25 protein-coding genes are annotated in these 25,665 nt (G+C 48.6%); 13 read left to right on the top strand and 12 right to left on the bottom strand.

Features of this window, described 5'->3' with window-relative positions; translation table 11 throughout:
* Positions 1-72: 72 nt before the first annotated feature.
* From OEY58_03575 to OEY58_03545, 7 genes are all read right to left on the bottom strand, one after another.
* A complete protein-coding gene (locus OEY58_03575) occupies positions 73-396 on the bottom strand; it encodes an STAS domain-containing protein (protein ID MDH5324521.1) in 324 nt (107 codons plus the stop codon).
* Positions 393-1,016 (bottom strand): ABC transporter substrate-binding protein, encoded by a 624-nt coding sequence (locus OEY58_03570; GenBank protein ID MDH5324520.1) that lies wholly within the window; start codon positions 1,014-1,016, stop codon positions 393-395. The genes OEY58_03575 and OEY58_03570 overlap by 4 nt, the downstream gene beginning before the upstream one ends.
* Positions 1,013-2,434, bottom strand: a complete 1,422-nt coding sequence (locus OEY58_03565; protein MDH5324519.1) for a TolC family protein — start codon at positions 2,432-2,434, stop codon at positions 1,013-1,015. Before OEY58_03565 ends, OEY58_03570 begins: the two co-directional genes overlap by 4 nt.
* Before the next feature lie 79 nt (positions 2,435-2,513).
* Complete coding sequence (gene mlaD / locus OEY58_03560; protein ID MDH5324518.1) at positions 2,514-2,975, bottom strand: outer membrane lipid asymmetry maintenance protein MlaD; 462 nt, start codon at positions 2,973-2,975, stop codon at positions 2,514-2,516.
* The gene (mlaE, locus tag OEY58_03555) at positions 2,976-3,749 is read right to left on the bottom strand and encodes a lipid asymmetry maintenance ABC transporter permease subunit MlaE (protein MDH5324517.1); all 774 of its coding nucleotides are present in this window, start codon (positions 3,747-3,749) and stop codon (positions 2,976-2,978) included.
* Between the two features lie 5 nt (positions 3,750-3,754).
* A complete protein-coding gene (locus tag OEY58_03550) occupies positions 3,755-4,603 on the bottom strand; it encodes an ATP-binding cassette domain-containing protein (GenBank protein MDH5324516.1) in 849 nt (282 codons plus the stop codon).
* Between the two features lie 61 nt (positions 4,604-4,664).
* On the bottom strand, positions 4,665-5,336 hold the full coding sequence (locus OEY58_03545; GenBank protein MDH5324515.1) for a DUF72 domain-containing protein: 672 nt from the start codon (positions 5,334-5,336) through the stop codon (positions 4,665-4,667).
* A 182-nt stretch (positions 5,337-5,518) separates the two neighbouring features.
* On the opposite strand from OEY58_03545, the gene OEY58_03540 reads away from it, so the two are divergent.
* Positions 5,519-5,704 (top strand): hypothetical protein, encoded by a 186-nt coding sequence (locus tag OEY58_03540; protein ID MDH5324514.1) that lies wholly within the window; start codon positions 5,519-5,521, stop codon positions 5,702-5,704.
* 44 nt (positions 5,705-5,748) lie between these two features.
* Here the strand turns inward: OEY58_03540 and OEY58_03535 are convergent, their stop codons facing one another.
* The gene (locus tag OEY58_03535; GenBank protein ID MDH5324513.1) at positions 5,749-7,149 is read right to left on the bottom strand and encodes a hypothetical protein; all 1,401 of its coding nucleotides are present in this window, start codon (positions 7,147-7,149) and stop codon (positions 5,749-5,751) included.
* A gap of 356 nt (positions 7,150-7,505) precedes the next feature.
* Between OEY58_03535 and OEY58_03530 the strand changes: the two genes are divergently transcribed.
* Genes OEY58_03530 through OEY58_03515 form a run of 4 tightly spaced genes read left to right on the top strand, consistent with a single transcriptional unit; the run spans position 7,506 to position 9,663 of the window.
* Complete coding sequence (locus OEY58_03530) at positions 7,506-8,114, top strand: cell wall hydrolase (protein ID MDH5324512.1); 609 nt, start codon at positions 7,506-7,508, stop codon at positions 8,112-8,114.
* Positions 8,115-8,139: 25 nt separating this feature from the next.
* A complete protein-coding gene (locus tag OEY58_03525) occupies positions 8,140-8,355 on the top strand; it encodes a heavy-metal-associated domain-containing protein (protein MDH5324511.1) in 216 nt (71 codons plus the stop codon).
* A gap of 14 nt (positions 8,356-8,369) precedes the next feature.
* Positions 8,370-8,624 (top strand): YkgJ family cysteine cluster protein, encoded by a 255-nt coding sequence (locus tag OEY58_03520; GenBank protein ID MDH5324510.1) that lies wholly within the window; start codon positions 8,370-8,372, stop codon positions 8,622-8,624.
* 43 nt (positions 8,625-8,667) lie between these two features.
* Positions 8,668-9,663 (top strand): hypothetical protein, encoded by a 996-nt coding sequence (locus tag OEY58_03515; protein ID MDH5324509.1) that lies wholly within the window; start codon positions 8,668-8,670, stop codon positions 9,661-9,663.
* Positions 9,664-9,692: 29 nt separating this feature from the next.
* Here OEY58_03515 and OEY58_03510 read toward each other — a convergent pair whose 3' ends face one another.
* Together OEY58_03510 and OEY58_03505 are read right to left on the bottom strand one after the other, a co-directional pair.
* Complete coding sequence (locus OEY58_03510) at positions 9,693-11,432, bottom strand: FixH family protein (GenBank protein MDH5324508.1); 1,740 nt, start codon at positions 11,430-11,432, stop codon at positions 9,693-9,695.
* Between the two features lie 341 nt (positions 11,433-11,773).
* The gene (locus tag OEY58_03505) at positions 11,774-14,449 is read right to left on the bottom strand and encodes a hypothetical protein (protein ID MDH5324507.1); all 2,676 of its coding nucleotides are present in this window, start codon (positions 14,447-14,449) and stop codon (positions 11,774-11,776) included.
* A gap of 494 nt (positions 14,450-14,943) precedes the next feature.
* Here OEY58_03505 and OEY58_03500 point away from each other — a divergent pair, with 494 nt between their 5' ends.
* Positions 14,944-15,774: a formyltransferase family protein gene (locus OEY58_03500; protein MDH5324506.1), complete on the top strand. Its 831-nt coding sequence runs from the start codon at positions 14,944-14,946 to the stop codon at positions 15,772-15,774.
* A gap of 59 nt (positions 15,775-15,833) precedes the next feature.
* On the opposite strand, the gene OEY58_03495 is transcribed toward OEY58_03500, so the two are convergent.
* Positions 15,834-17,201 (bottom strand): hypothetical protein, encoded by a 1,368-nt coding sequence (locus OEY58_03495; protein ID MDH5324505.1) that lies wholly within the window; start codon positions 17,199-17,201, stop codon positions 15,834-15,836.
* Positions 17,202-17,344: 143 nt separating this feature from the next.
* Here OEY58_03495 and OEY58_03490 point away from each other — a divergent pair, with 143 nt between their 5' ends.
* The 7 genes from OEY58_03490 (at position 17,345) to OEY58_03460 (ending at position 24,559) form a co-directional block, all read left to right on the top strand.
* On the top strand, positions 17,345-18,064 hold the full coding sequence (locus OEY58_03490) for a DNA alkylation repair protein (protein MDH5324504.1): 720 nt from the start codon (positions 17,345-17,347) through the stop codon (positions 18,062-18,064).
* 148 nt (positions 18,065-18,212) lie between these two features.
* Positions 18,213-20,147: a hypothetical protein gene (locus tag OEY58_03485; protein ID MDH5324503.1), complete on the top strand. Its 1,935-nt coding sequence runs from the start codon at positions 18,213-18,215 to the stop codon at positions 20,145-20,147.
* A gap of 86 nt (positions 20,148-20,233) precedes the next feature.
* Positions 20,234-21,145 carry a hypothetical protein gene (locus OEY58_03480; protein MDH5324502.1) on the top strand — a complete coding sequence of 304 codons (912 nt, stop codon included), beginning with the start codon at positions 20,234-20,236 and terminating at the stop codon, positions 21,143-21,145.
* 88 nt (positions 21,146-21,233) lie between these two features.
* Positions 21,234-22,154, top strand: a complete 921-nt coding sequence (locus OEY58_03475) for a hypothetical protein (GenBank protein ID MDH5324501.1) — start codon at positions 21,234-21,236, stop codon at positions 22,152-22,154.
* 8 nt (positions 22,155-22,162) lie between these two features.
* Complete coding sequence (locus OEY58_03470; GenBank protein MDH5324500.1) at positions 22,163-23,203, top strand: caspase family protein; 1,041 nt, start codon at positions 22,163-22,165, stop codon at positions 23,201-23,203.
* 20 nt (positions 23,204-23,223) lie between these two features.
* Positions 23,224-23,952, top strand: coding sequence for a hypothetical protein (locus OEY58_03465; GenBank protein MDH5324499.1), 729 nt, complete (start codon positions 23,224-23,226; stop codon positions 23,950-23,952).
* A gap of 94 nt (positions 23,953-24,046) precedes the next feature.
* Complete coding sequence (locus tag OEY58_03460) at positions 24,047-24,559, top strand: DUF4384 domain-containing protein (protein ID MDH5324498.1); 513 nt, start codon at positions 24,047-24,049, stop codon at positions 24,557-24,559.
* A gap of 94 nt (positions 24,560-24,653) precedes the next feature.
* Here the strand turns inward: OEY58_03460 and OEY58_03455 are convergent, their stop codons facing one another.
* Positions 24,654-25,220, bottom strand: coding sequence for a DsrE family protein (locus OEY58_03455; protein ID MDH5324497.1), 567 nt, complete (start codon positions 25,218-25,220; stop codon positions 24,654-24,656).
* Between the last annotated feature and the right edge of the window lie 445 nt (positions 25,221-25,665).

Genomic DNA, 25,665 nt, shown 5'->3' with positions numbered 1-25,665 from the left:
CTCCAAAAGTGAACATTTTAGCGCACTTTTGCTTCAAGCCAAAATGAGCGATTATCGTGACGCAAGAGTGTTTTAGATTGATTCGGCGTTCAGCAGCGACTTAACCCCACTAACCGCCGCAATATCCTGAATCTGCCGGGGCACGTGACTGAATACCAGGGTCTGATTGCGTTTACGGGCTGCACGCATCCACTCCAGCAGCAGCGCCAAACCGGCGCTGTCACTGCGGTCCACGCCACTTAAGTCCACCGATACCGTAGCTCCGGCACTTTTAAACAACTCATTACCCTGTCGAGCCAAAGCAGCGGCACTGTCAAAACTCAACACCCCCTGCAGCAAATAGGTATCATCAGTTTGCCTGGTGATGCTTCCAGTCGCATTGCCGTTTGCACTCATGATTTTGTCTTTCCTTCATCTGCGTTACGTTCAGCCAGCGTTTTAATCAAATGATCAATACCCGACTCTCGCACGGTTTTGGAAAAACTGGTGCGATAATTGGACACCAAACTTAAAGCATCGATTACCACATCGTATACCAGCCATTTACCCTCTTTCTCGTAAAGTTTGTAATCAATGGGAATAGGAAACCCGCCCTTCTGATCCACTTCCGTGCGTACCGTCACCTCTTTGGCGTCTTTCTTCTTGGAACGCATGGGTAAAAATTTTATTTCTTTGTCGATAGCATCCAACAAAGCTTTACTGTAGGTTCGAACCAATAAGGTTTTAAATTCATCTGTGAACTGCGCTTTCTGCTTTTTACTCGCCTTGCGCCAATACTTACCCAGAACCCAACTGGACATTTTGTGAAAGTCAAAATTGGGTAATACATTTTCGTCGACAATTTTCATCAGACGAGCGCTATCTTTTTTTACAATTTCTTCTTCTGCTCTGAGTTTTTCCATAACCAGCTTTGTGGTATTGACCACCAAGGTCTGCGCCGGATGGTCAGCCGCCAATAGGCGTGCGGGTAAAAATGAGACTAAACCCAAACATAAAATCACATTTATCACTTTCATTGAATTTCTCCTGTAACCACTTTTAGCCGCGCTACATTGACATTGTAATCGTTCACGACCTGCAAATATTCACTGTGGGCCAATACATAAGCCTGCAAGGCGGTAATCACTTTATCCGCCTCTTCAATACCCGCTTCAAAATCAGCATAGGTACTGATCATCCAGCGCCGCCCGGAACGGGCCGCTTTATATAATTCTTTTACCATTTTGTCATTGGCACTGACGGTATGAAACCGCTCCGCCACCTGGAACGGGATACCCTGCAAAGCAATGGATTTGAGCTCCAACACCGCGTCCAACTCCGCTTGGGCCTGCGCCACTTTGCCCTTTTGGGCTCCACTGGATAAATCCCACTTCACCCCTAAAACGGGGGTTGCCCCTGCTTTATTAAACGGATCATACACAGCCACCTCTTCGGTACTGACCCGATCCGGTGAATAAGCAAAGCCACCGGCCAAACCGCCGTAAATATTCGGATAGAATTCAGAGTTTTTCGCATCCAATAGCGCCCGGCGAGCGCTCAAACCGGCCTCCACCTGCGACATTTCCGGGCGGTTCTTCAATGCCGCCAATTGCAGCTCCGGCAAAGTCTTATCCGGCATCACAACGGGTTTCAACTGCGTGTCGGCTAAACGCAACGTATCTTCGCTTTTTGCGCCCACCAGGTATTTCAACCCCGCCATGGCCACCTGCTCCGTGCCCCGGGCTTCAGCAAGAAATCGGTTGGCGATGGCCACCCCGGTTTCCAACGCGAACTTATCGGATTGTTTTGCTTTACCGGTTTCCACCCACTCGTCTACCAAAGTAATGGCTCCATCGAGTTTACCCAAGGCATCTTCCACCAGAAGAGCAACATCCCTTGCGGTTAAGTACCCGTAGTAAGCCCGGGTAACATCCAAATAGGTATTGGCGCGCGCCAGGTTTACATCCCCTTTTTTAATTTTGACATTTTCTCTTGCGGCGCGGGAGTAGTTTTCTATCTTGCCGTAGGTATACAAAGGTTTTACTGCCGTAAAATCCACATTGAACCAGGGCCCCACACCGGTCATATCCAAAGAATCGCGATTGTATTGGCCGCTGCTGTCGTAAAAGTCTCCACGAATGGACGGCGCCAAAGCCACAAATGCATTGACATCATAGATCCAGTCCGCAGAACCTTCTGCTTCCAACACCAAGCCCTCTGCCGCACCAACCAGTTTTTGTTTCTCGCCAATGCGTGGATCATGAGCCAGCGCTTTTTCCACTGCCTGTTCCAAGGACAACACCATTTCCTCTGCTTGCAGCGGAGTATTTAAGCCGCACAGCAGAAACCCCGCACTTAAGCACCCTAAACCCAAGGATCCTAAACCCAAGGACCCTAAACCAAACAACCCAGGTCGCGCGCTTTGTTGTATATTGTCATTACCAAACTCGATCATACTTTGTGCCTTTACTGCATCTAACGCCCATTGTTACCCTGATATAGTAAACCCTATGTGGTAAATCCAATCCTGCAAACTATTCGTCAGCTTTATTCACTAAAAACTGACCGATGAGCTTTTCCAACACCACAGCCGACTGGGTCAGCTTAAAGGTATCACCCGGTTTCAAGTAGGTTTCAGAGCCACCAGGCTCCAGCCCAATATATTGCTCACCCAACAAACCGGCGGTATAAATACTGGCGCTGGTATCGTCGGGAATATTGTCGTATTTTTGCTCTACTCTAACGGTTACCACGGCTTCATACGACTCTCGATCAAAACCGATCCCGGCAACTCGCCCCACCACCACACCGGCCATGGTCACCGGCGAACGCACTTTTAGTCCGCCAATATTTTCAAACTTCAGCTTCAACTCATAGCCTTCTGTTTCAGCCAGTGCGCTGATGTTGCTCACTTTCATAGCAAGCATAAACAAGGAGGCAATGCCAATGGCCACAAACACCCCAACCCACACTTGCACCGTCTTCGATTGTTCCATTTAATTGTCTCCAAACATTAATGCAGTCAATACAAAATCCAAACCCAATACCGCCAATGATCCGTGCACCACGGTTCTGGTTGTAGCACGACTGACGCCTTCCGAAGTGGGTACAGCATCATACCCTTCAAAGACAGCGATCCACGTTACCACGAACCCAAATACCACACTTTTGATCACGCCGTTCATAACATCATCGTAAAGATCCACGCTGTCTTGCATTTGCGACCAAAAGGTACCTTCATCCACCCCCAGCAAACCCACTCCCACAAAGTAACCACCCATCACACCCACGGCGCTGAATAAGGCAGCCAATAAGGGAGTTGCAATCATACCGGCAAGAAACCGGGGGGCTATCACTCGATGCAATGGATCCACCGCCATCATTTCCATAGCGGAGAGCTGTTCGGTGGCTTTCATTAAGCCGATTTCCGCGGTTAAGGCAGATCCGGCACGCCCCGCAAATAATAGAGCAGAAACCACCGGCCCTAACTCCCGCACCAGCGTTAAGGCCACAAAAATACCCAGCGACTCGGAAGCGCCGTAAGTCACCAGAGTGTTGTAGCCCTGCAGACCCAACACCATTCCGACAAACAGTCCCGCCACGCCGATAATCAACAGCGACAGAACGCCCGTAGCATACAGTTGTGCCACAACCAAACCAAATCGCAACAACAGCCCGGGGATGCCCATTAGGACATTCAGTAAAAACAGATTACCCCGTCCTAAGCGTTCAAAAATGCCCAGAGCGCCCGCGCCCAGGTTTTGTAGCATACCAATCACGAGCGCCCCTCCTTCAATAAGTCAGTTTCTATGTCAGCCGCCGGAAAGTGAAAAGGCACCGGGCCGTCACTCAAACCCTCCAGGAACTGTTGTACCCATTCAGATTGAGATTGTCGCAAGGTATCCGGAGTGCCGTGCTCCACCACCTTACCCTCTGATATCACATAGACATAATCTGCAATAGAAAGGCTTTCCTTCACATCGTGTGATACCAACACGCTCGTCAGGTGCAGAGCATCATTCAGGGTTTTCAATAACCGAACCAATACCCCCATGGAGATGGGATCCTGCCCGGTAAAGGGTTCGTCGTACATGATCATCATGGGATCCAGTGCAATTGCCCTGGCCAGGGCAACCCGCCTGGCCATACCGCCAGACAATTCGCTAGGCATTAACTGATTGGCTCCGCGCAACCCCACCGCTTCCAGCTTCATTAAAACCAGATCCCGGATCATGGAGTCCGGTAAATTGGTATGTTCGCGCAAAGGAAATGCCACATTGTCAAATACGTTAATATCTGTAAACAAAGCGCCGTTTTGAAACAACATCCCCATGCGTTTTCTCAAGGCATACAATTGCGTGTATTTTAGCTTCGCCACATCAGCCCCTTCCACCGCTACGGTTCCTTGGGACGGTTTGAGCTGCCCTCCCATCAATCGCAATAAGGTGGTTTTCCCTGTTCCGCTAGGCCCCATAATGGCTGTGATTTTACCTCTGACGATATCCATATCCACGCCATTGAATATGGCTCTGCTGCCCCGATAATAAGACAGCCCTCTGATTTTCACTAAGGTCTCGCCTTCCACGCCGGGTTTAACACTGTTATCAAGTTGTTCGGCAATCATAGTATTCTCTTACGTCCTCGCTTCAGGCTCTCACAAGATTATTTCTAAAATTCAATCGTCATCAGCTCGCACTTAACTCATATATCACTTGCGCATGGCGAGCCGCATTTAAACTCGGCGCTTCACCGGAAAAAATCAAAACCACCCTATCGGCCGGCAGCGCCAAACAAGCATCCACAATTACGCGAACATCCCTGGGCTCCGTAATACGACTGTCCTTGACATTCACCAACACCTTATCTGTGCGACACACGTTTCCTTGCAAAGAATCATGGTAACAATAGCAGCCATATGTGTATTGTGGTAGTTTTTGCAAAGCGTTTTGCGATTCAAGGCCATCAGATGAGACCCGCTGGTATAAGACAACATCCGCTCCCAAACTATCACTCACATCCAATCCGTTGCTGCTCTGCGGCAATACCACGCCTGCTAACTGGGGGCGTAATTCGGCTGCCAAATACAAAAAAGCTCCCCACTGCGGTGCTTGCGGCGCTTCTGCGTAAAACTCAAAAGATTCATCACTGTCATCCAACCACTCCTGAACCGTTTCCGGACTGGCCTGGGATAAGAACGACCAGGGTAGCAACACCGATCGAAATTCATTACTGTAATACGAAAACCGCCATTCCTTTGGCATATCCTCCGGATAAAAGCCACCACACCAGTGGGCATGATCCCAACCGTGCAACCCGACTTCGAGCTGCGGAGTGTGTTTGGAATGGTCCTGGTTCATTATTATACAACCTTCTTCTATTGAGCTTACGGATGTCAGTCTGTTATAAAGAATGGGACAGGCTTTAACATTGCACACAACAACCAAACCATCGGCGCTTGTTCTCATTATAGTGGTTCATTGATACTTTATAATCAATTAGATAAACAGGCTAATGACATTCATACAAACGGGCTAGACCAATGGCGCAGGTAATCAAGTTTAAAAAAAAACGACTCAAGGACATCCATAAAGGTAAAGACCTGTGCAAAAGCGGGTTTCACAAATGGGAAATCGTCCAGGAAAAACAATTTGATGTAAAACAAGGAAAATTGATCACCCTGAAGAAATGCAGCCGCTGTGGTATCACTAAGACCACAGCAACTTAAACCCCGCGCTCACAGAGGTTCCCGCACAACCGATCGTCATACGCTCAGCCGGAACTGTCCACAGAAAACAAACTCCATGGATAGTTTATAAACAACACAAACTCATCCCCCTCATCACCGGTGGCATAATCGGCCCGAATAATGATGCCGGATAACACCAGGCGAAATCCAACGCCATAGCTGGTTCTGCGCTGTCGCCATAAATCCGAGGTATTTTCCGCCACACTGCCCTGCTCAGCAAAAAATGCCAGCTGAAAACCGGTGCGTACCCCACGGGCAATGAATATGTCAAACGGTACCCGCTCATCGGTTAAATTCCAACGGTATTCCAAACCATAAAACAAAGAATGCCCCGCCGTATAGCGGCCGTTGGCAAAGGAACGCAGTCTTTGAGTTCCACCAAGACTGCTGGCAACCCCATATTGATTGAACTGAATGCGCCGGTCGACAAACTCCTGCTCAACCTGGAGACAAGCTTGATCTGCCGGGGCACAGTTGAATCCGAATTGCGACTTTAGGTACGCTTCGTCCGTCGACGCTTGACGAGTGACATGGGCATCGGATCGAAATAAATTAAACGCCAGGGTATCCCAGCGACGCATGGGCACATAAGCAGTGAGATTGTAATCCATAATATAGAAATCACTGACTAAAGGATCCTCGTTATTAAATCCCTTGCGGGCGATTTCCGCCCGAACACCCGTGCGCGGGTCCAGGCGGTCATCGGTGTTGTCAAAACTGACGCCTAAAGTATCTCCACGTGCATTTTTCTCGGAGGTATCTCCAATCGGATACAGGCTGCCGTCTTTTTCGCGAATTTCCAGCAGCTGGCTTTTACCCAAGCCCAGCCGATAAAAGGCCTCGACTTTTCGTTGCATGAAGGTAAGTGTCATTTGCCCCAACCAGTAATAACCCTTTACTTTCGGCAACAAATAATCATCCTTATCAGAATCCAGACCACGAGCATAGTCCACCGGAGCCACATCATAATCGTAGTAGCCAAAATCAAAGATCAATCGCTGCGGAATCAGATTGATGTCCAATAAGGTCGCACCTGAAGCACTGAAGTCTCCATCGACCTTAAACCCGGTAAAATCCATATCCGACCCGCCCATATTCATCAAGGTGGCCCCTAAGCCTGCCGCCTGCCCTAAGCCGGGAATATCTCCGGCGATAGGATAAACAAAATAGCCAAAGTCCTTACCATACTGATCCCGACGGCGGTCCACCCCTAAAATTCGGTTTACCGGGGACTTGTAGTTGTCCGGATGTTCCGCCGGCTCTTTGTCTTTATCCGGGCCGACATCAACGGGAACGATAACCGAGCTTCCCGCCCCCTCCCCTGCAGTTTGTGCCTGCACCGATGCACTCGTAAGCACCATAAAAATGGCGCCATAAATCCCGTAGGGACCAAGACAGCCCATGCTTAACAAGCTCCGCAACACTCAACTCTCCTTAGCTGTAAAAAAAGTAACTATTAACACGCCCGAAAAGAAAATATAACTGCATTATGTAGAATTCCCAACCCGGGTGCTACTGTGATTATTTACTATGACTATCCTTTTTGTAACACTTTGTAACACGTAAGGCCAGAGTGACCCGACCCACTCGATTTGCATTTCTCACAAATCCGTGGCAAATCACAAAACCATAGCGGGCATCCATGTTCTACAATAAAATAGGAATTTATATTGCAGTGGGTTGTCATATTAGTGATTGAGACTCAGGGTATTCAAAGAATTACCATTATATTTTCAATGAGTTACATAAGGGGCGTAGTTTCATCCCTACGAAAAAACACATGTTGAGTATTATTTTCAAACCTTTCAGCCTGTTTTTTGGCGCCATAACCAGTATTTATGAGCGCATATACTGCAGTTACACCATGGTCAATCTGCGTTACTGGTGGCAAGGTTTTGGCACAACGAATCAAGTATTACTTATCGCCGGCGGTTTGTTCTTGTCAACCACCGGATTCACAACCTATATGGTATTAAAAGACCAATATGAAATGCGTGATATTCGCTGCCTGGCCATGAACGTGTATCACGAAGCCCGGGGAGAACCCAAGCCGGGAAAGTATGCTGTAGCCAAGGTGACAATGAACCGAGTGGACTCCAAGCATCATCCCAATGACGTGTGCCGTGTGGTCTATTACAAACAATGGAGTAAACGCCGCCAACGTTATATCAGCGCTTTTTCCTGGACCAACGACAAAGTCACTGATATTCCTGAGGAGTCACAAGCCTGGATTGAGGCCGTGCGAATCGCACGAGAGGTGTACCGGGAAGAAGTACCTGCAAATAAAGTCAAAGATGCCCTGTTTTACCATGCCGACTACGTAAAACCGCGGTGGGCACGCAATAAAGTGAAAGTCGCTAAAATTGGCAAGCACATTTTTTACAAATAAGGCTTTACCATATTAAGGAATCGCTATGACAGTTGAAACCCGCCTTCACGTTGAAGGCATGAAATGCGGTGGCTGCATCGCCAATGCCACCAAAGCATTGGAAAACCTCCCCGGCTTCGAGAAGGCCGAATTTGACTTGGCTCAAGGCCAAGCGCTTATTTTCGGAGATATTGACCCGCAAGCCGCCTGCCAGGCCTTGAAAGCCGTAGGATTTGCGGCTGTGGTGAACAGCGCCCGATGACGAAATCCGACACGATCAGCTGCCGCCCCCATTGTGGCGCCTGTTGTATTTACCCATCAATCAGCAGTCCTATTCCCGGCATGGAACAGGGTAAACCGGCAAATGTACCTTGCCCTCAACTGGGGCCGAAGAAACAATGCCTCATTTTTGATCAGCCCAACCGCCCTAAAGTGTGTCACGACTTTTTACCTTACCGTGACGTATGCGGTGACAGTTTTTTGGAAGCCAAATTACGCTTGGTAGAGCTGGAACAACTGACCAGCAACTAATTCATATTCGGCAATTACTGTTTGCAGTCAAATAGAGGCCTCAATGTTGACACACCTTCGATTGGTTAAGCACACGTTGCACTGGAGCCTGTTTGTTTACTTTTTCAGCTGCAGCTCTGTCAACGCCAGTATCGCAGCTTCCATCACCACCCCCCCCGGAAAGCAACAGCTGCAGCAAATGTTTATGGATTTAACACCACAGTTGGAAAAAAACCCCTACGATGCCCCACTTTACCTGCAATCCAATACTCACGAAAAATCCGCCTTCGGTGAGATCTACGCAATATTGCCATACGACTATCAAACGCTTACACAGGAACTATTGCAACCGGGCAGGTGGTGCCGCGCCATGATATTGCATATTAATATCAAAGGCTGCGTAAAGCCGCGTGACAAAAATGCCATTCGTACTTACCTGGGATACAAAACTTACCAGAACCTGGAAGAGTCGCTGGTCCTGGAGTACGCTTTCCAGGTCATACAACACAGCCACGACTACACCCACATTTTACTGAGCTCAGATTTTGGCCCCTACGGCACATCCGACTATAAACTTCACGCCCAAATCATTCCCCTGCCGCCGGAACAAGGTACTGCCACCAACAGGTGTTTTATTCATTTATCCTATTCGGTGCAATACGGAAACTTGGCCATGTTTGTACTCAACTCCTACTTGGCCACCTTTGGGCGCAATAAGGTAGGATTCAGCATAAACAACGACGATGATAAGGACAACGGTCCCCCAAAATTCACCGGCGGCATGCGAGGCGTGGTCGAACGAAATGCGATGCGCTATTTTTTAGCCCTGCAATCCTATTTCGGCACACTAAATCTCCCGGAAGAGGAGCGATTCAAGGCAAGCCTGAATCAATGGTTTGATTTCACCGAAAAATACAAACAACAACTATATGAAATGGAACGCGGCGAATACTTGGCGTTTAAACTGCAGGAGTTCGCCAACCAGACGGAGATGCAGCAACGCATCGACCACCCGCCGGCATATCAAAGCAAGCCCGCGCCAGGTATTTTTGATTTTTGAATAAGTCCGGTGATTCCAGCGCTCCTCTATCACGGAGCACGCAACAACTCGGCAGGTGCATTAATCTCGCTATCCAAAGTACGCAAGAAAGCTTGCAACTGACCTTGTTCCTTTTCACTTAATTCCACCGGTAATAGATCGCTCATACCCACTTTGGTGGATGGCGGTTTGGCGTAATGCCGCATAACGTCGGCAAGTTCTGTGTATTGACCGGCATGCATATAGGGCGCGGTTTTGGAAACATTGCGTAAGCCCGGTGTTTTGAATGACGCGGCGGTTTCCTCTTTGTGATAAATAATGTACTCCAACTCCGGACAATGTTTATCTTTCTGATCACTATACGGACCGCGACAATTGAACTCGCTGCTTCGTACTTTGGCAGTGGCCTTGTATCGCCCCCAATCGTAGCGCTTGCTTGACATGGGAGGTACCGCAATATTATGAAAGCCATGATCAGTGAATAAAGGCCCGTTGTGACAGATACTGCAATTGGCCTTAGAGATAAACAAACGTAATCCCGCGACTTCATCCTTGGACAGAAGGCGCTGCATAGTTTCCGTATCATTTTTCAATGCCGCCTCTACATACCGATCAAAAAGTGAGATTCCCGGCTGCAATCGCCGCTCATAAGCCTCTACCGCTTTGGCCAAATTGACAAACACCCGAGTCACTGCTTGCTGATCCGCTTCGCTCATTTGCAGCCAGGCACCCAGCAAGACCGGATCCTTCACCGGCCCGGCTCGCAGTGGAAATCGATTGCGATCCGACAAATCAGGCATAGGACCAAACAATTGTTCATATTGAGCTTTATAGGCGGGATCGTTGTAAACCAAGTGGGCATATTGAGTGCGACTACCGCCATGCTCCTGCCGGTCTTCCAAAGGACCCAAGGCCTGAGACCACATACTATCGGCACGACCGTCGTGAAAAAACCAGATATTATGACTTGCCCCCACAATAGTTGGCGCATTACGTTCAACCTCACCCAAACCGCGCGCCACTTTCAAACCATCCGTGAAGTATCGCTGCGGTTGATGGCAATTAGCGCAAGCCACTTGGCCGTTGGCACTGAAACGGGTATCAAAAAACAACTTATGGCCCAATGCGACCGCGTTGACATCATCGGCTACCCGGTTGCCCGGATTGGGTGATTGGGCCAAATTACCGATCCAAAAGCTTTGTAATACCGCCAGCTCTGCATCGCTCCAGTGGGTATTTTTAGTCTGTTCGGGAAGCGGCGGTTGCAAATTCACTTTAAACAGCACAAATTCCGTTTGTAAACCTACCTGTACGCTCAGGCTCATTTCCCAATGACCATACATATCGAAGCGGACCCCTTCCACTTCATAGTCTCCACTGCCTAAGTACTTTTTAACACTCAAACGTGTGGGATAACCGTGATTGTGTTGCGGCATGCCGCCATTAGCGTACAACTTACCCGTTTCCAAAGGGTTACCCTGCAGGTCCTCCACATGGACCGTCCAGCTGTGCAATTTATTTACGGGGATGGGCGCTTCATTGCTGAACAAGCTAAGCCTGTAGTTACCTTCCTCGGTAGTTAATGTGACGGCTTTCGCCCGGCTGGTGTATTGCAGCGGGTCAAATTGCCCCCTGTCCATGTGATCGTGGTGGGCGTCAAGGCTATCATGGGTTTGTTGGCCACGGGTTTGCTGATGGCCATTATGGTTATGGTTTTCATTATCATGGCCCTCAGTATGCACCGAGTCCGTGCCGAATTGCAGCTGCGGCGCACAAGCTAAGACTAACATAACAAGCGCTAAAACCAAGATGACCGGCACTGACCTCCACACCCCGCTCCACACCCCGCTCCACACCCCGCTCCACACCAACCCCCACACGTTACACCCACCATTATTCATTTGATTCACTGTTTTCATTATCCACATACTCTAAATCTGTTACATCAACTGCCAAACCCTGCCAATACTAAATTAAGCACCGCACATTGTCATGCCATGATAGGCACGCAGATCAAACCAAATCACACAAAAAACCCGTCAACCTGCAAGCAGGTGACGGGTGAATAACGATACAACTTCTTTATTGTTATGGACTTTAAGTCATGCAGCTATTGACTCTAAGTCAGGGGTTAGTTGTCGTACTCCGCTTCCAATGCCGGCGCATCTGCGGTTCCTTTAATATATCCTGCAGGAATCGGCACGGTAACACCGAAGGCCGCTTCTGCACCGCGGAACGGCTGGATACAGGGAGAACCGAACTCAATGGAACAATCGGTCAGATCGTTACCGTCGGTTCCGTCCATTTTCACCAAGTTCACCCGCGGGAATTCCAGCCCGCTAAAAGTACCACCCAAACCGGCAACCGGAGAATGAGCCGCCGCCACTTTAGCACCGCCATTCCATACATACACATCAATGGAAGCATCGCTAATGTAACGACCTAAGGCTTCAACCGCATCCAATACCGTCAAAGAGCCATCACCCGTGGAGTTGTGCTGATTAACACCGGCATCGTATTCCAGGTTGTCTACCAAGACATAGTCACCCGTTGCGGTTTCTTTGGCCAGAATCAAGATATCACCCTTGGCATTAACACAAGCCGGGGTAAGTTTCTTGGTGGGACCACATTTACCACCAGGAACCAGCTGGTTGCGGTTAATACGATTGTAGTCTTCATGGTAGTAGTAGGATGCGTACTTGATTGTGGCTCCCTTAGACTCATCAATGGGACCGTTTTTGGACGGATCCGCATTGTCGTACAGCACCAGATTGCTGACACGAGCATTGGGTTTGGTACCCCATTTGTCGAAGTTACCACCGGTGGGTTGAAAATCAAATTTCACCCCGGAATAGTTCCAGAACCAGCCACCGCCCCAGGCAGGCACGTTGGGATTCATAGTACTGTTACCGGCCAGCTCCATTTCCTGCTGCAAGCTGCGTGGGAAAGCCACAAATTGCGCCGGATTCACGTTGCCTGCGTTGCTGAACTTGTTGGGATCGCTGGGCGACAGGAAGCTGCCGCCGGTTTCAGCGGTAGGTGTCGTCGGAATGCTGCCCACGGCCACTTGAGCCCCAATGGGGAAGAAGTGGTACAGAGATTTGTAAGTGATGTCATCACCGTCCAAAACACTGTTGGTATAGCGGAATCCGCGAATACCGCCTACATCGGCACCGGTCATTTTACGGAACATATCGGTCACCAAATCGTGCCCGGTACCTTCGATAACCGCCGGCATGACATTGTTAGCCGGGTCAAATTCCGTGGTGAAACGATTACGTTCCAGAACAATACCGTCCGTTTGACCCACAACATCGGTCAACTGCGCGGTAATGACGTGACCGTTATAGGGGTTAACCGCAGTACCGGCAGCGATACTGTCCGCAATCTCCTCATCGATCTGGGCTGCCATATGACGCAGGCGGCGGTCCGGACGCACACTTTCGTTGACGTCATGACCGGTAAATTCCCATTCGACGATGCGGCCGTTTTCCACTTCCACATCCAGCTGGCTGATTTGGGCAATATCTTCACTGTTTTCAATGATGATAACTTTTTTGCCGCGAGGATCCGTCACAACAACCGGAAAGTTGGTTTCCTCATGCATGTCGGAGGAGAAATAAATATCCGGACCGTTATCCATGCCTTTGAGGTTTTCCGCAGCGAAAATGTTTTCCGCAATACCGGCTTCGGACATCACCGCTACCAGGTCCACACCTTCAACATTGCGCAGGTGATTGGTCCACTTCACGATTTCGTTTTTGACTTTGTAACCGGCAGTACCGTCGTTTTGCGGTCGTTTGGTCCAGGGATCAGCAGAGACAACACGGTTACCCGCTTGCACACTGGCATCGGCCGGATTGCCGGTCACTTTATTACCCGGACGCCAGTAGCCGCCTTTGGGGTGTGTGTCGTCAACAATCCACGGGCCGTGAGAAATGGCCTGATCGTCCCAGTCGATGGGGCGGTTTTGCGGGAACTTAATGCCGCCTTTGCAGTTGGAATAACTCACACCGGTGGTAATGGTGGAGCTAACCACTTGAGGTCCACGATTAGTGGTACAACCGATAAAACCGATCTTGATGCCGTCTCTTTCGATAATACGATAAGGAGGTGTCAAATTCATTCCGGTGCCGCGACTGACCACGCCATGATCCAAAGCCCAACTGCCGTTTTCATAAACGTTGGACGCGACCATACCCCAACGATTATAGCCTGTGGCCATATTGGGCGTACCATCAGCGTTATAGCTGGCTACGTATTTGACTTCTCGGAACGGTGCACCAAAGCTGGGAACGTCGCCAATTTCATCTGCAGTATATTTTACGGCTTTCTTAGCGGAGAAGTTATAAGAGGCGTTATCAATGATATCCCGGTTTGCACCGGCATCATTGTGAACTCCAAAAAACTGCATATAGCGATAAGGCGTATAAGCGAACTCCCAGTTTCCGGGAGTGGATACGTCGATACCCAATTGATCCACCAAGCGGATCATTGCCATGCCTTTGGTAATGGATGCTTCACCACTGCCGTGAATGGTGTCGCCGGTGTGTACGTGAATGACGTTTTCATTATGACGACGAATGCGCTTGATTACTGTGGCGCCACGTGCGATACCGCCTTCCAACGAACCGGCAGCATCGCCACGGCCGTTAGTATGTGGATGGTAGTCACCATGAAAGTCGCCGGAATGGATAAAGGTAATTTTTGCTTCATCATCCGCTAACAGAGGTGCACTGGATGCTGCCAGGGCACTGCTGATAAGAGCGGACAGAAGCAGTCTTTGCCTCTTGTTAGATTTCCCCATTTAGTACTCCGTATCTTCTTAGTTAATAATCCAATTACCGGCAGATTAATCTCCGGCAATCACCGATTTTCTTCGTAAATCATAAATCGGGTTCAAAACAACCGCGTCCCATCTGCTCAGGTTTCCTCTGTTGTGTTTGAGACTAAACCTGAATTGCGCCTCTTCCCTAAAGCCACTTTTCTTCCAGCGAAACAATAAAACATGTCTCCCGTATGGTGTCAACACGGGTTAACCCTATATGATCCAGTATATATAGTGTTTTTAATGCGTCTAAGTAGACCGACTTGATTTGCTAAACCAGCGGAACAATAAGATCCAATGGCGTGCACATATACGTGAATGTCAGCTTTTTTTACAAAAAAGTGGCCGATTTTGCAAAACCAGGTTAAATGACACACAATATCTCAGATGCTTGACGGAATAATTTACGCCGATGAAAACCACACGCATTACTCCAAACCGCGACCAAGGGTTTACCCTTAGGTAATTACATCATGTTGAAAATAGCATATTGCGGCTATGATTTTTTTCATAATTGCCTGGATAGCCTACTCACTCAGGAATATGACATATACAAAGTATTCAGTGTCGATGGTGACAGCGACGGGACCAGCAACCAATACGTACTTGAAACCTGTCGCAAACATAGTGTCCCCTACACACTGGAACCCATCAATAGCCAACACATCCGGGAATTGCATAGTTGCAACGTCGACGTCATCATCACGGCCGCCTACCACTACAAGGTTCCCGAACTAAGTAACAGCGGTATACGGGGCATTAACGTGCACCCGACTTTACTGCCTGTTGGCCGCGGAGTATGGCCGCTACCCTGGATCATCCTGGACCAACATCAAGTCAATGGAGTTTCCATCCACAAACTTACCAATGAATGGGATGCCGGTGACATTTTGCAGCAACAAAGTTTTGCCGTTGACGCAAACGAATTACTGGAATCATTAAATGTAAAATGCCAGTTAACGGCGCAGACACTGTTGATTCGGACATTGAAAAACCTGGAGCAATACTGGGAACAGGCGCAGAAACAAATCCTGGAGCCCTGTTGGCCCATACCCTCAAAGGAGCAACGCACACTGGACTGGAATAAAAGCGTGGATGAACTGGACCGCATCGCCCGCGCCTTCGGCAAACACGGCTGTTTCGCTCAGTTTGCCCAACAAGACTGGATGGTTTATTCCCTAAAAGTCTGGACACAAACACATTCACACACACCGGGCTCAGTGGTTCACAAAACCAACACGGAAATGGTCGTGGCCGCCACCGACGGCCTTGTTGGCTTATTGTATTTTCGACCGATAAATTAACAACGTAAAAAGCAAACAGTCCGGCACCACACCGGACTGTTTGTACAACCACATCAAAATTACTGGTTCCCGGATGGCGTAAAGCTAAAGTCAAACGCTCCGGTCCAATCACTGCCATTGGGATAAACGGAAGTCAGGTAATTAATAGGTTCCGCTAAAGCCGCACTGCGCCAATCCATTGGGTCAGCACCCTGATTTTTTTCCTGACCGTCGAATCCATCCTCCGCCTGATGTACAATATTCAGCATTTCAACACAACTGGAATTGATATCGCCGCACATAGCCCCGCTAAAGTACGCCGAATCCAGCCCCAGACCACTCACAATCAAATCCAAAGACGGGTCAAAGGGTAACCACGTGCCTCCTGAGACGGGTGTGTTGCGGTTACCTCGATACTGGGCGGTTGAAATATCCTTTTGTATATATTCCCAAGAACCGTCACCGCGAAAATAGTACTGATCTTTTTTTGAAAACAAATAGTCACCTAGATTGTTATTGGTTTGCGGGTTCAACATCAAAGGCAAGGAAACATCTTCAAAATTCGCAACTGTGGCGCCTCGTCCCAATGCGTTTGATACCGATACCATTTGCAAAACCGGTAATTCAGAAATACCGGCTACCGGCAGAAACTGTTGTTTCATTTCTATCATACCTCTGGCCAAAAACACTTGTCCGTCCGGAGCCGTCAGATCTTTTGTGACCTCGATGCGAAACCCATCCGCCCAACGATTTCCAGCATCAAATGCTAAATACATGGTGGCCTGTTTTTGTACACCGGTGTAATTAAAATCCAAGCGCATCATGGTAGGGTCGTCCGTTTTTCGGTTATCGGAGTTGATCGCTAAACCATCGACAATCAACTTGCCCTCGATATCACCGCTGTCCGCGGTGTTCCAGGAAATATAAAAACCAGGATCAGCCACTCCCGGAACCGGCGGCGTACTGTGATCATAACCGTAATAGAGGCGAATACTAACCTGTGTGCCTGAATCATCAGTGATACTGTAATGAGTTGGGTCCTGGGACCGATAAGTACCGGATGCGGGATCGTTATCCGTAGGATGGACTACACCGTCGTGCTCATAAATGTCCGAGACATGAATCAAGGTATCTGTAATACAGGTCCAGGTGGCCACAGCAGAAACCAGCATTTTACTCATATTGTAACCATTCTTAAAAGGATCATCATTGCCAACCCCTATGTATGCGCATGGCTGCCCTTGCGAATGCGCACCGACTGCCATTTGCACCTGGCCTCCGGTCATACTGTCGGGCAAGCCCATCTGCAAAAACTGGGCTTGACCATCCGCGGAACTACTCGGCTCGGTACCGCACCCGGAAAACACCAATGCGGATACCGCTAAAGGCAGCAACAACAGTTTTCTATTAAAGATACGTTTGGGATTAAATGTTTTCACGCTTGACATTGCTATTCTCCAGTTAGACATTTTATTTGGATTAAATCCTTGAGTTACTGCTATGAACAGACGACAAACGGGCTTCCATTTGAAAGCTAAGCGTTAAAATGTGAAATAATTCCGTTTTGATGAGAATCTGAGGAACTCTGAACATGCCTGACTTAATAACAACCATTCAGCATCAATTTCGTCAGCTCAAAGACTCGGAAAAAGCCCAACAACAGCAACGGTTTTTTAAAACCGCGCCGGGTGAGAACGGTCATGGCGACTGTTTTCCGGGTATTACGGTGCCGCAGATTCGCCGCTTTGCCAAGCAGAACAAACAACTGTCCCTGGACAGGGTTCAGAGCTTGCTATACTCCAGGTATCATGAGGAGCGTTTTCCAGCATTAGTATTACTGATCCAGCACTATCATATAAGAAAATACAAACAAAGGGTTTACGCATTATATAGGGAGCACCGACAGCAGGTGAACAACTGGGACCTGGTAGATGTCTCTGCGCATAAAATAGATGGTGACTATTTGTTGTTATTTTCTAAAACACAACGTCGTGTGTTGTACACACTGGCTCAATCGAAAAGCCTGTGGGAACACCGCATTGCCGTCATCGCGATCTATCGATTTATACAAGCGGGGCAATTTACTGATACTTTGCAATTAACCGAGCAATTTTTACATGACCCCGAGGACGTAATACATAAAGCCGTGGGGTGGATGTTGCGGGAAATCGGTAAGCGAGACGATGATCAACTGCAGAGCCTTTTGTGCCGACGATATCATAATATGCCCAGAACCATGCTGCGCTATGCGATCGAAAAACTACCCCACACACTGCGCCGCCAATACCTAGACGGAACCATAAGCAATTGAATAATAACGATAATAATCCCGAGATCGACTCCCCTCGATGTGCTGATAAAAATATGCAGAAAATTTTCAAATGCGGCAGGTTTCGCAGTCTCTTTAACTGCAGAGGTGGTGTATCCACTGCAAATGAATTGATCACGGGGTTACACTCATGAACCAAAAGCCGGCACACCAAGCCACTTCTTTACCGTTTTCCGCCCGCTCGCTTTTATCGTTCTCGATTTCACTACTGCTGGTTTTTTGCCTGTACCTTCCCACAGCTCATAGCAAAACGCTGGCACCACCGGATGACCCCACACAATCCATTAATTACTGGAAACCCCATACGGTCGACCCACAAAATAATTCCCTGGCACAATATGCTCAAAATATTTTTTCCGTCCTGTTGCGTTCCTGGGACAGTTCCCGCCTGGAGCCCAGCCTTTATGTAGTGGACTCCAGCGCCGGGCCCTGGGCCGCATCACTGGCGGATGGCAATATTTTGCTCAGCCTGGAAGCCATTAACACCTGTTTGAGTTTCGGCAAGCAGCGGGCCGGCCATTTGCTAGCCTTTGTGCTATCCCATGAGTTGTCGCATCAACGCGCCGACGATTTATGGCATCAACGATTTTTCCGTCTGATTGGCAACCAAAGCCCGGAACTGCGTCGCAAAATGCTGCGGGGACTGAATGTCGATTCCAAACTCATGAACGACATTGAACAAAAAGAGGCCCAGGCGGATCACGACGGCCTCATCCTAATGGCCAGCGTGGGTTACGATCCTTACCAGATTCTGGATAAAAAAGATTTTTTCACCGCTTGGGTGGAAAATATTTGGGGCAACTCCTGTATAGTTTCAGATAACGATTCCGCCGCATCAAAAGCCTGCAAACAAGCGCACTCGCGCGCTCTACGGGCCGGCGCACAATTGCACAATGCCGCATCACAAGCCATGCTGTATGAAATGGGTGTACAAAACTTTATTGCCGCGAACCACCTCGAGGCCCGCAGGTACTTCACGGCTTATGGGCGCCAGTACCCTTCCCGAGCGGTGCTGTCTGCACTGGGTTTAACCTACCTGGCAGAAGCTCTGAAAATTCAAAAACGCATGATTCAGGACGGATTTCTAAAACAACCGGACTTTTACTACCCCCTGTTATTGGACACGGACGCGGAAGCCACCCCCCGGCAAGCCGTACTCAAACGTGGTGGCCCTGCGGTTCTGCAGCAGTTGAAAAAACAACTGGATGAAAACGCCCGACAAAGCATCCACTACTTCGAAAAAGCGATAAAATTGGAACCGGATCATCCCGCCGGCTACCACTTGTTAGCCATTACCTATCTGCTACAGGGTAATACTTATATGGCCAGGGGTGTTATCCAGGGCAAAACCATACCTCTTTTTAAAGCCTCTGGTAGCACAGATCTATTGCTTGCAATGACCAATGCCTTAGAAGGTAATAGCACCAGAGCCACCAAGCTATTCAAGCGCGTACTCAAATACACTGATCAAAACCGCCCGGGCAAGCCTCAACACACAAGCGGTAGCATGAGTCCTAACTTATTGTTGTTTAGCGCCTACTATAACTACGCCGCACTGGCTCGACACCAAAATAAAGCAGACAAAGCCACCCAGGTTTGGAATCAACTGGCCAATCAAGCCAAATCATCAGGAAACAGCTTGTTATTCCGGTTAGCTCTTGGACAATTACAAACCTCCCATAAGCAAAAACCCGTGCAACACGCCCCAACCATAAAAGGATTGCGTTTAGGGGACAACCTCAGCTCCGGAAAATTGGCTCAGGCCAAAAGCACGGACTTGTGGATAGAAGGCGAGCAATTTCGAGTATTGCGTTTCCAGGATGGCAGTCGGTTTATCGTGGGACCGGACGCCACGATAGTCAACGCCTGGCTGGACAGCAGTTCTTCCAAAGTCCTGAACCGAATTGCCATTGGAGACAACGCCGACCGACCGGTAAAAGCTTTGGGAATTCCCAACCGACAGATTCATCTGTCCAGTGGCGAATATCTGGCCTATGACCACTACGGACTGGCAGTGAAAGTGGAACAAGGAGTGGTATCCGGATGGTTTCTATACAATCCATGAGCCTTTTACCACACCGACTATAATAGAAACTTGTGCCGACTCTATGAGTTGCCAATAATTTCACTATTCATGGCGGAACCCACGTTTTGGACACCGGTAATCAAGAACCTCTCTCAAACCGCGACGAGCAGATTTTGCTGGCTCAGCAAGCCGCCGCCGGTGATCCGGTGGCGCGCAGCCGCGTTAATCAGTTCCTGGACCCCATTATCCGTTTTCAAACGGACCGCTTTTGCAAACGCTTCTGCAAGGAAAATCAATTTATCTATACCTGCACCTTACCCAAACCCTGGGGCACACCGGCATCAGGTGCCGCACTTTGTGAATGGGGTAACGCCAGCTACGCCTGGATGCTGGACGACCTGAGCAACGCCAAGAGATTACAGCAATACCGTGGTGACAATGGCGCCAGCCTAAACAACTATATGTACCATATCGCCAACTCCCTACCGTTCTACGAACGCTGGAAAAACTGGCGTTTCGGCCGCAAAGTGCACGTTCCTACCTACATACAATCCATGGGTCCTCAGGCCGGCAGCGCATTCCTGGCCCTGCGCAGCGGAGACAATATTGCCCTGATCGCACAAAAACTGAGTTTAAGTGAAGCGGATACGGAGATCCTCTGTCGCAAAATAATAGTGACCCTAACGCAAAAAAATCGTCTGCATTTGCTCAATCCACCCAGCACCATATCTCTAAGCCAGGACTATGACGGTAATGAAACTGAAATGGAACCGGCTGATGCAAGCCCATCACTGGAACAAACCGCTGACCACGACGCCTTACACCAGGCTTGGCAGCTATTAAATCCGACGGAACAATTTGTGCTGGAATCCATGGTCATGGACCAACAAGATGCTAATGATGTGCTGAACGCTTTGGAAAAACTGGATATTCGTATTAAAGATGGAGTACCACCCCAACAGACCAATCGCCAGCACCTATACTATTTTCGACGTAAAACCTTGGCCAAATTGGAAAAATTAATGGAGTCCAGTTAAAGTGAATTCTGTTCAAAAATTATCAATTTTCGGGTCTTTTAAACCATATGCAAACAGAAGCGGCAAATAGTAGGTAAAGGAACCTGATATGCACAACTCCAGTCAACAGGAACAACACCCGGACTTGGAATCCCTCAGCGGATTTGTCATGCAACCCGACCACCCGGACTTCCAGAAGCTAAGTGTACACTTGGCCCAATGCCCCCGGTGTCGCCAACAAGCCGGCACCTTGTCCGCCATCCGCAGCAGACTATCAGATGGTTCTTTACAACCGGATGACACGGCGACATATCGCATAGAAGCTTATGTGGACAAACTTCTGGACGACGAGGAAGTGCAGAAACAGTTACAAAAAAACCCGGCAACACTCAAAGCCGCCCTTCACTACGCATCCCATAGCACAGCCATGAAACGGGCTTTAGCGGCGCATACCCCGCTTAAACCTCAACAACATTCCGGCACGCAGCGTACCGGAATATTGGAAACACTTAAACAAGCTCTATGCCTTCGACCACCCCTGTGGGCCAATGCGCTTGCAGCCACAGCGTTAATTGCTGTAACCGTCCTGCTGGTGCCGACGCTGCAGAATCCCTCAGGACATTCCGAGCCCCAACTCGCTAAAGTTACGGCGTTTACCGTTGCGACTTATCAGGACAGCGATAAGATCTTTTATCAGGAGCACGCCAAACCGGGTATAGGATTTTTCGGCCAGGCCGCTAAAATCAGCAAGCCTTATGCCTCCATGCAGGTAAGCGCAAGCGATAACGCATTAGTGCTGCAGTGGCCTACCGTTGCTAAAGCTGACAGTTACCACATCACACTACAACTGGTAAAAAGTGAAGAACGAACTTTGATTGGCGAGAAACAAAGCAAGGTCAACCAAGTGACTTTTTCCAATCACAAACCGGTATCCGGATACCGTTATGAATGGACTTTGTCCGGAAAAACCATGGACGCCCAATCCTTTTACACCCATGGCGGCTTCGTCATCAACAAGCATACAGAATGAGGTTACACATGAATCAATCGGCTAAAGCGTTATGCCTGGGACTCACCCTTTGCTTGAGTTTGCCACTGGCCGCACAAAACCGGGGCATCACAATGACGCAAAAAACACCTGCTGTAGATCCACAAGCACAGCAAGGTGTCTATAGAGCATTAATCATAGGAAACAACCGTTATAACGACAAAAAGTGGCCATCATTGAAAACGGCGGTATCCGATGCCCGAACCATCAAGACCTTATTGGAAGAGCATTACGGTTTCACCGACGTTAAAATGCTGGAAAACGCCGGAAGGCGCGACATTCTGCTGGCACTGCAGGAATTATCCCAACGTGTACTGCCTAATGACAATGTATTGCTTTACTATGCCGGACATGGCTTTATGGATCTGGAAACCAATAAAGGCTATTGGATACCCTCGGATGCAATGGGGCTGGACCACACTACTTTCTTAAGAAACTCAACCATCCGTGATGAAATGACCACCATTGCATCACGAGCTAAACACTCTTTACTCATATCCGATTCCTGCTTCAGCGGCACCTTGCTGCGCGCCGGCACCCGCGGATTGCCCCCCGAAAACAACGCGGAATTGTTTTACCAAAAAGTGGCGCAAAAGAAGAGCGTGCAAATCATGGCGGCAGGAGGCGCCGAGTACGTTGATGACGATTATAAACAGTCCGGCCATTCTCCCTTTACATATTTTCTCTTAAGTGAGTTAAAAAACAACGATAAGCCTATGCTGACGGTGTCAGAGCTGTCTGCCAATGTTCAAAAAGCCGTGGCCAACAATGTCGATCAGGTTCCGGAAAGCGGCGTACTTCAAGGAGCCGGTGATGAACTGGGCGAATTTATATTTATTAAACTGAAACTCCAAGTAGACGGCGTACCCGCAGACAAAGTGAAAGTGCAGGTGGAAGTGGAGCAGGGCAAGGCCGACAACGCCACCGCAGCTGCCACCAATGCCTCAGCGGACAGCAAAGCAAGCGCAAAAGCGAACCAACCCAAAAAAGTTTTGAATCCCAGATTTGTAACACCTCTTCCCACCCTGTAATCTCAACGCGGTAAACCAGCATGAAAATGAAACCAACACTACTCATCCTAATAGCCTTGATCACTGCATTCGGTGTCAACAGCGTTTATGCCGCCGATGTCAGCCTATCGTTCGGCGCCAAACTTGCGACAAGCAACTGGACAGGCAACAATACAAACAGCGACACCAGTTTTGCACAACGTTCCGGGCACGTCGGCCTCAATCTAATGTTGCAACGGGATCAATTTTACTTTGGCTTTAATTTACAAGGCGGTAACCACCAATTTAAAACCGGATCCCCGGAACGCATTTTAGCAAACGGCTCAACTATTGCCGCCACTGCGAATGAAAACATCAAACACAACGAGCTGGACTTGGTATTGGGTTATTATGTGGTAAAAAATATTTCGATTTTTGCTGATCTCAAGTCCATTAGCAATGAATGGACAGACGAAGACCCAATTGTCAAAATGCAGGCCAGCGGCCTGGGTTTGGGAGTATCCGGTTACGTCCCTGTCGGCAAGCATTTTATATTTTACGGTTCCGCAGGCAGTGTACCTCTTAATGTGCAAACGGACGGAACCGATGTTGGGCAAGGCCGTGTCAACGCCATTGAACTGGGCGGCGCAGTCAACTTGAGCTCTCGTAACCGCTTGAGCTTTGGCTTCAAACGCCAGCGACAGCACTACGAGTTCGACAACGGAGATTCTCAAAAACACAACTTGAACAGTTTCTTTATCGGCTACAACCACAGTCTATGGTTACGTTAATTTTGCTTGCCCCCATGTATAGCCACCTCATTAGGGGTTACACGAATACACAAGCACTCACAAGTTGAACGGAAACAAAATTAAACGACACCCAATGAAACCGTTTTGGCGCATCTTGCTTATCTCTCTGGTGTTGAACAGCCACACGGGCGCAAGTGCCGAGTTCAAACTGAGTGTTACCACCCATCTGGGCGACCGGCAAACTTTCCGCCAAGGCGACACCATTGCCTTTTTAGTGAGTTTGCATCAAGATGCTTATTTACACGTAATTTATGAGGACGCTGCCGGTGACCTGACCCTGGTCCTGCCCAACCAACAGCAAGCAGAAACCTTCTACAAAGCGGCTCAGTTTATCAGTGTCCCGGCTGCGGATGCGGGTTTTGAATTTAGTGTTGGGCCGCCCTACGGGAAAGAAACCCTGTGGGTCATCGCGTGCGACAAACCCCTGGACTTAAACCGCCTCGTAGCCTTAACAGCCGTAGAAAACGGCATGCACTTACTGAAAAACACAAAAATAGAACAATTGAAAAAGAAACTTTACGCGTATGCCAGCGAACACAATCTGAGATTGGATACAGCTGCCGGCAGCATACACACCCTACCTTAATGAGCGTCCATGGGTTTATGGGGGAATGACACACCGAATTTAAAGATAGGACCGCCACTTTGGCGGCAGCCCCATCACCATCACTAATGCTTTGTTATGGCTGAACGTAAGCGAACCCTTTCAATTGAAGGTCGGCGATAGCGGTGACACCTGCAGTCACATAACCCACACCCTCAATGAGCTGATCTGTTTTTACGCCTTTCTTACGCGCTGTGTTTTGGCAATAATAGACTTTTACGCCCAGACCGATGACATCTTCCATAGCCTTCTGAAAAGGATTCGAAATGGCGTTGGGGTTAGCCGCATTATTATTCAAGACCAAACCCGTTCCACCACTGTGCACAATTGCCACAATTTGATAGTCGTCCTTATCCAGGCCATGGGTGATTTCATAGTCCTTAATAGCATTTTTGATATTCCCCAGAGCGTAGGGTGCGGTGCACCCTGAATCTTTACAGGTGTTATGTATCTGGTACACCACTTTTACCTTTTTCGTTTTTTGTAAACACCGGGTGAGTGCCTGTGTGCCTGGACCAAATTCGTCATCTAATGTCATTCCACTGACCAATCCCACCGGACAGTCCTCACCCGCAACCGCACCAAACGAAAACATGGCAGCCCCCAACAATACAGAACTTAACAATACTCCTTTATATTTCATTTGCATCCTCCTATTATGATTGTTTTTGAAACGCCAAGCGCCGGCTTAGAATACCCAATCAGCCACACTAATAAAGATTCTAAACCGTAGCATTTCCATTGCTGTACAAATAGTGCTGTATTACACAAAAAATGCGTACGTCACACAGGGGTTCGACCGGAATCCAACAAAGAAGAAAAAACACATCCTTGCATTTGATACACAACACAGGAGTTCCCTGCTTTGGCAGCCCTGCCGACATCACAACTCATTCTAAAACGAATACCTTATAAATGTGAATATGTAATATTACCTAACCTGATCAGTTGCTAGGCAATCCAAGGGTAATCATAACTTAACAAAACTAAGCAGTTGCTGCTTTCCTGACCACTGCAATAGTCGAAACAGAGATACAACCTTTTTGAACAAGAAACACTCACTGAAAACGGATTTTTGAATTTCGGGA

The sequence above is a fragment of the Gammaproteobacteria bacterium genome (assembly GCA_029882975.1).
Taxonomy (GTDB): domain Bacteria; phylum Pseudomonadota; class Gammaproteobacteria; order SZUA-152; family SZUA-152; genus JAJDNG01.
The sequence above is the reverse complement of the archived record's forward strand: the minus strand, read 5'-3'. Positions and strand labels throughout refer to the sequence as shown.

What these genes read in the sequence shown, in the direction of transcription:
- OEY58_03575 (MDH5324521.1), bottom strand. Translation starts at nt 396, where the DNA reads ATGAGTGCAAACGGCAATGCGACTGGAAGCATCACCAGGCAAACTGAT.
- OEY58_03570 (MDH5324520.1), bottom strand. Translation starts at nt 1,016, where the DNA reads ATGAAAGTGATAAATGTGATTTTATGTTTGGGTTTAGTCTCATTTTTA.
- OEY58_03565 (MDH5324519.1), bottom strand. Translation starts at nt 2,434, where the DNA reads ATGATCGAGTTTGGTAATGACAATATACAACAAAGCGCGCGACCTGGG.
- mlaD (MDH5324518.1), bottom strand. Translation starts at nt 2,975, where the DNA reads ATGGAACAATCGAAGACGGTGCAAGTGTGGGTTGGGGTGTTTGTGGCC.
- mlaE (MDH5324517.1), bottom strand. Translation starts at nt 3,749, where the DNA reads ATGCTACAAAACCTGGGCGCGGGCGCTCTGGGCATTTTTGAACGCTTA.
- OEY58_03550 (MDH5324516.1), bottom strand. Translation starts at nt 4,603, where the DNA reads ATGATTGCCGAACAACTTGATAACAGTGTTAAACCCGGCGTGGAAGGC.
- OEY58_03545 (MDH5324515.1), bottom strand. Translation starts at nt 5,336, where the DNA reads ATGAACCAGGACCATTCCAAACACACTCCGCAGCTCGAAGTCGGGTTG.
- OEY58_03540 (MDH5324514.1), top strand. Translation starts at nt 5,519, where the DNA reads ATGGCGCAGGTAATCAAGTTTAAAAAAAAACGACTCAAGGACATCCAT.
- OEY58_03530 (MDH5324512.1), top strand. Translation starts at nt 7,506, where the DNA reads ATGTTGAGTATTATTTTCAAACCTTTCAGCCTGTTTTTTGGCGCCATA.
- OEY58_03525 (MDH5324511.1), top strand. Translation starts at nt 8,140, where the DNA reads ATGACAGTTGAAACCCGCCTTCACGTTGAAGGCATGAAATGCGGTGGC.
- OEY58_03515 (MDH5324509.1), top strand. Translation starts at nt 8,668, where the DNA reads ATGTTGACACACCTTCGATTGGTTAAGCACACGTTGCACTGGAGCCTG.
- OEY58_03510 (MDH5324508.1), bottom strand. Translation starts at nt 11,432, where the DNA reads ATGTTAGTCTTAGCTTGTGCGCCGCAGCTGCAATTCGGCACGGACTCG.
- OEY58_03505 (MDH5324507.1), bottom strand. Translation starts at nt 14,449, where the DNA reads ATGGGGAAATCTAACAAGAGGCAAAGACTGCTTCTGTCCGCTCTTATC.
- OEY58_03500 (MDH5324506.1), top strand. Translation starts at nt 14,944, where the DNA reads ATGTTGAAAATAGCATATTGCGGCTATGATTTTTTTCATAATTGCCTG.
- OEY58_03495 (MDH5324505.1), bottom strand. Translation starts at nt 17,201, where the DNA reads ATGTCAAGCGTGAAAACATTTAATCCCAAACGTATCTTTAATAGAAAA.
- OEY58_03490 (MDH5324504.1), top strand. Translation starts at nt 17,345, where the DNA reads ATGCCTGACTTAATAACAACCATTCAGCATCAATTTCGTCAGCTCAAA.
- OEY58_03485 (MDH5324503.1), top strand. Translation starts at nt 18,213, where the DNA reads ATGAACCAAAAGCCGGCACACCAAGCCACTTCTTTACCGTTTTCCGCC.
- OEY58_03475 (MDH5324501.1), top strand. Translation starts at nt 21,234, where the DNA reads ATGCACAACTCCAGTCAACAGGAACAACACCCGGACTTGGAATCCCTC.
- OEY58_03470 (MDH5324500.1), top strand. Translation starts at nt 22,163, where the DNA reads ATGAATCAATCGGCTAAAGCGTTATGCCTGGGACTCACCCTTTGCTTG.
- OEY58_03465 (MDH5324499.1), top strand. Translation starts at nt 23,224, where the DNA reads ATGAAAATGAAACCAACACTACTCATCCTAATAGCCTTGATCACTGCA.
- OEY58_03460 (MDH5324498.1), top strand. Translation starts at nt 24,047, where the DNA reads ATGAAACCGTTTTGGCGCATCTTGCTTATCTCTCTGGTGTTGAACAGC.
- OEY58_03455 (MDH5324497.1), bottom strand. Translation starts at nt 25,220, where the DNA reads ATGAAATATAAAGGAGTATTGTTAAGTTCTGTATTGTTGGGGGCTGCC.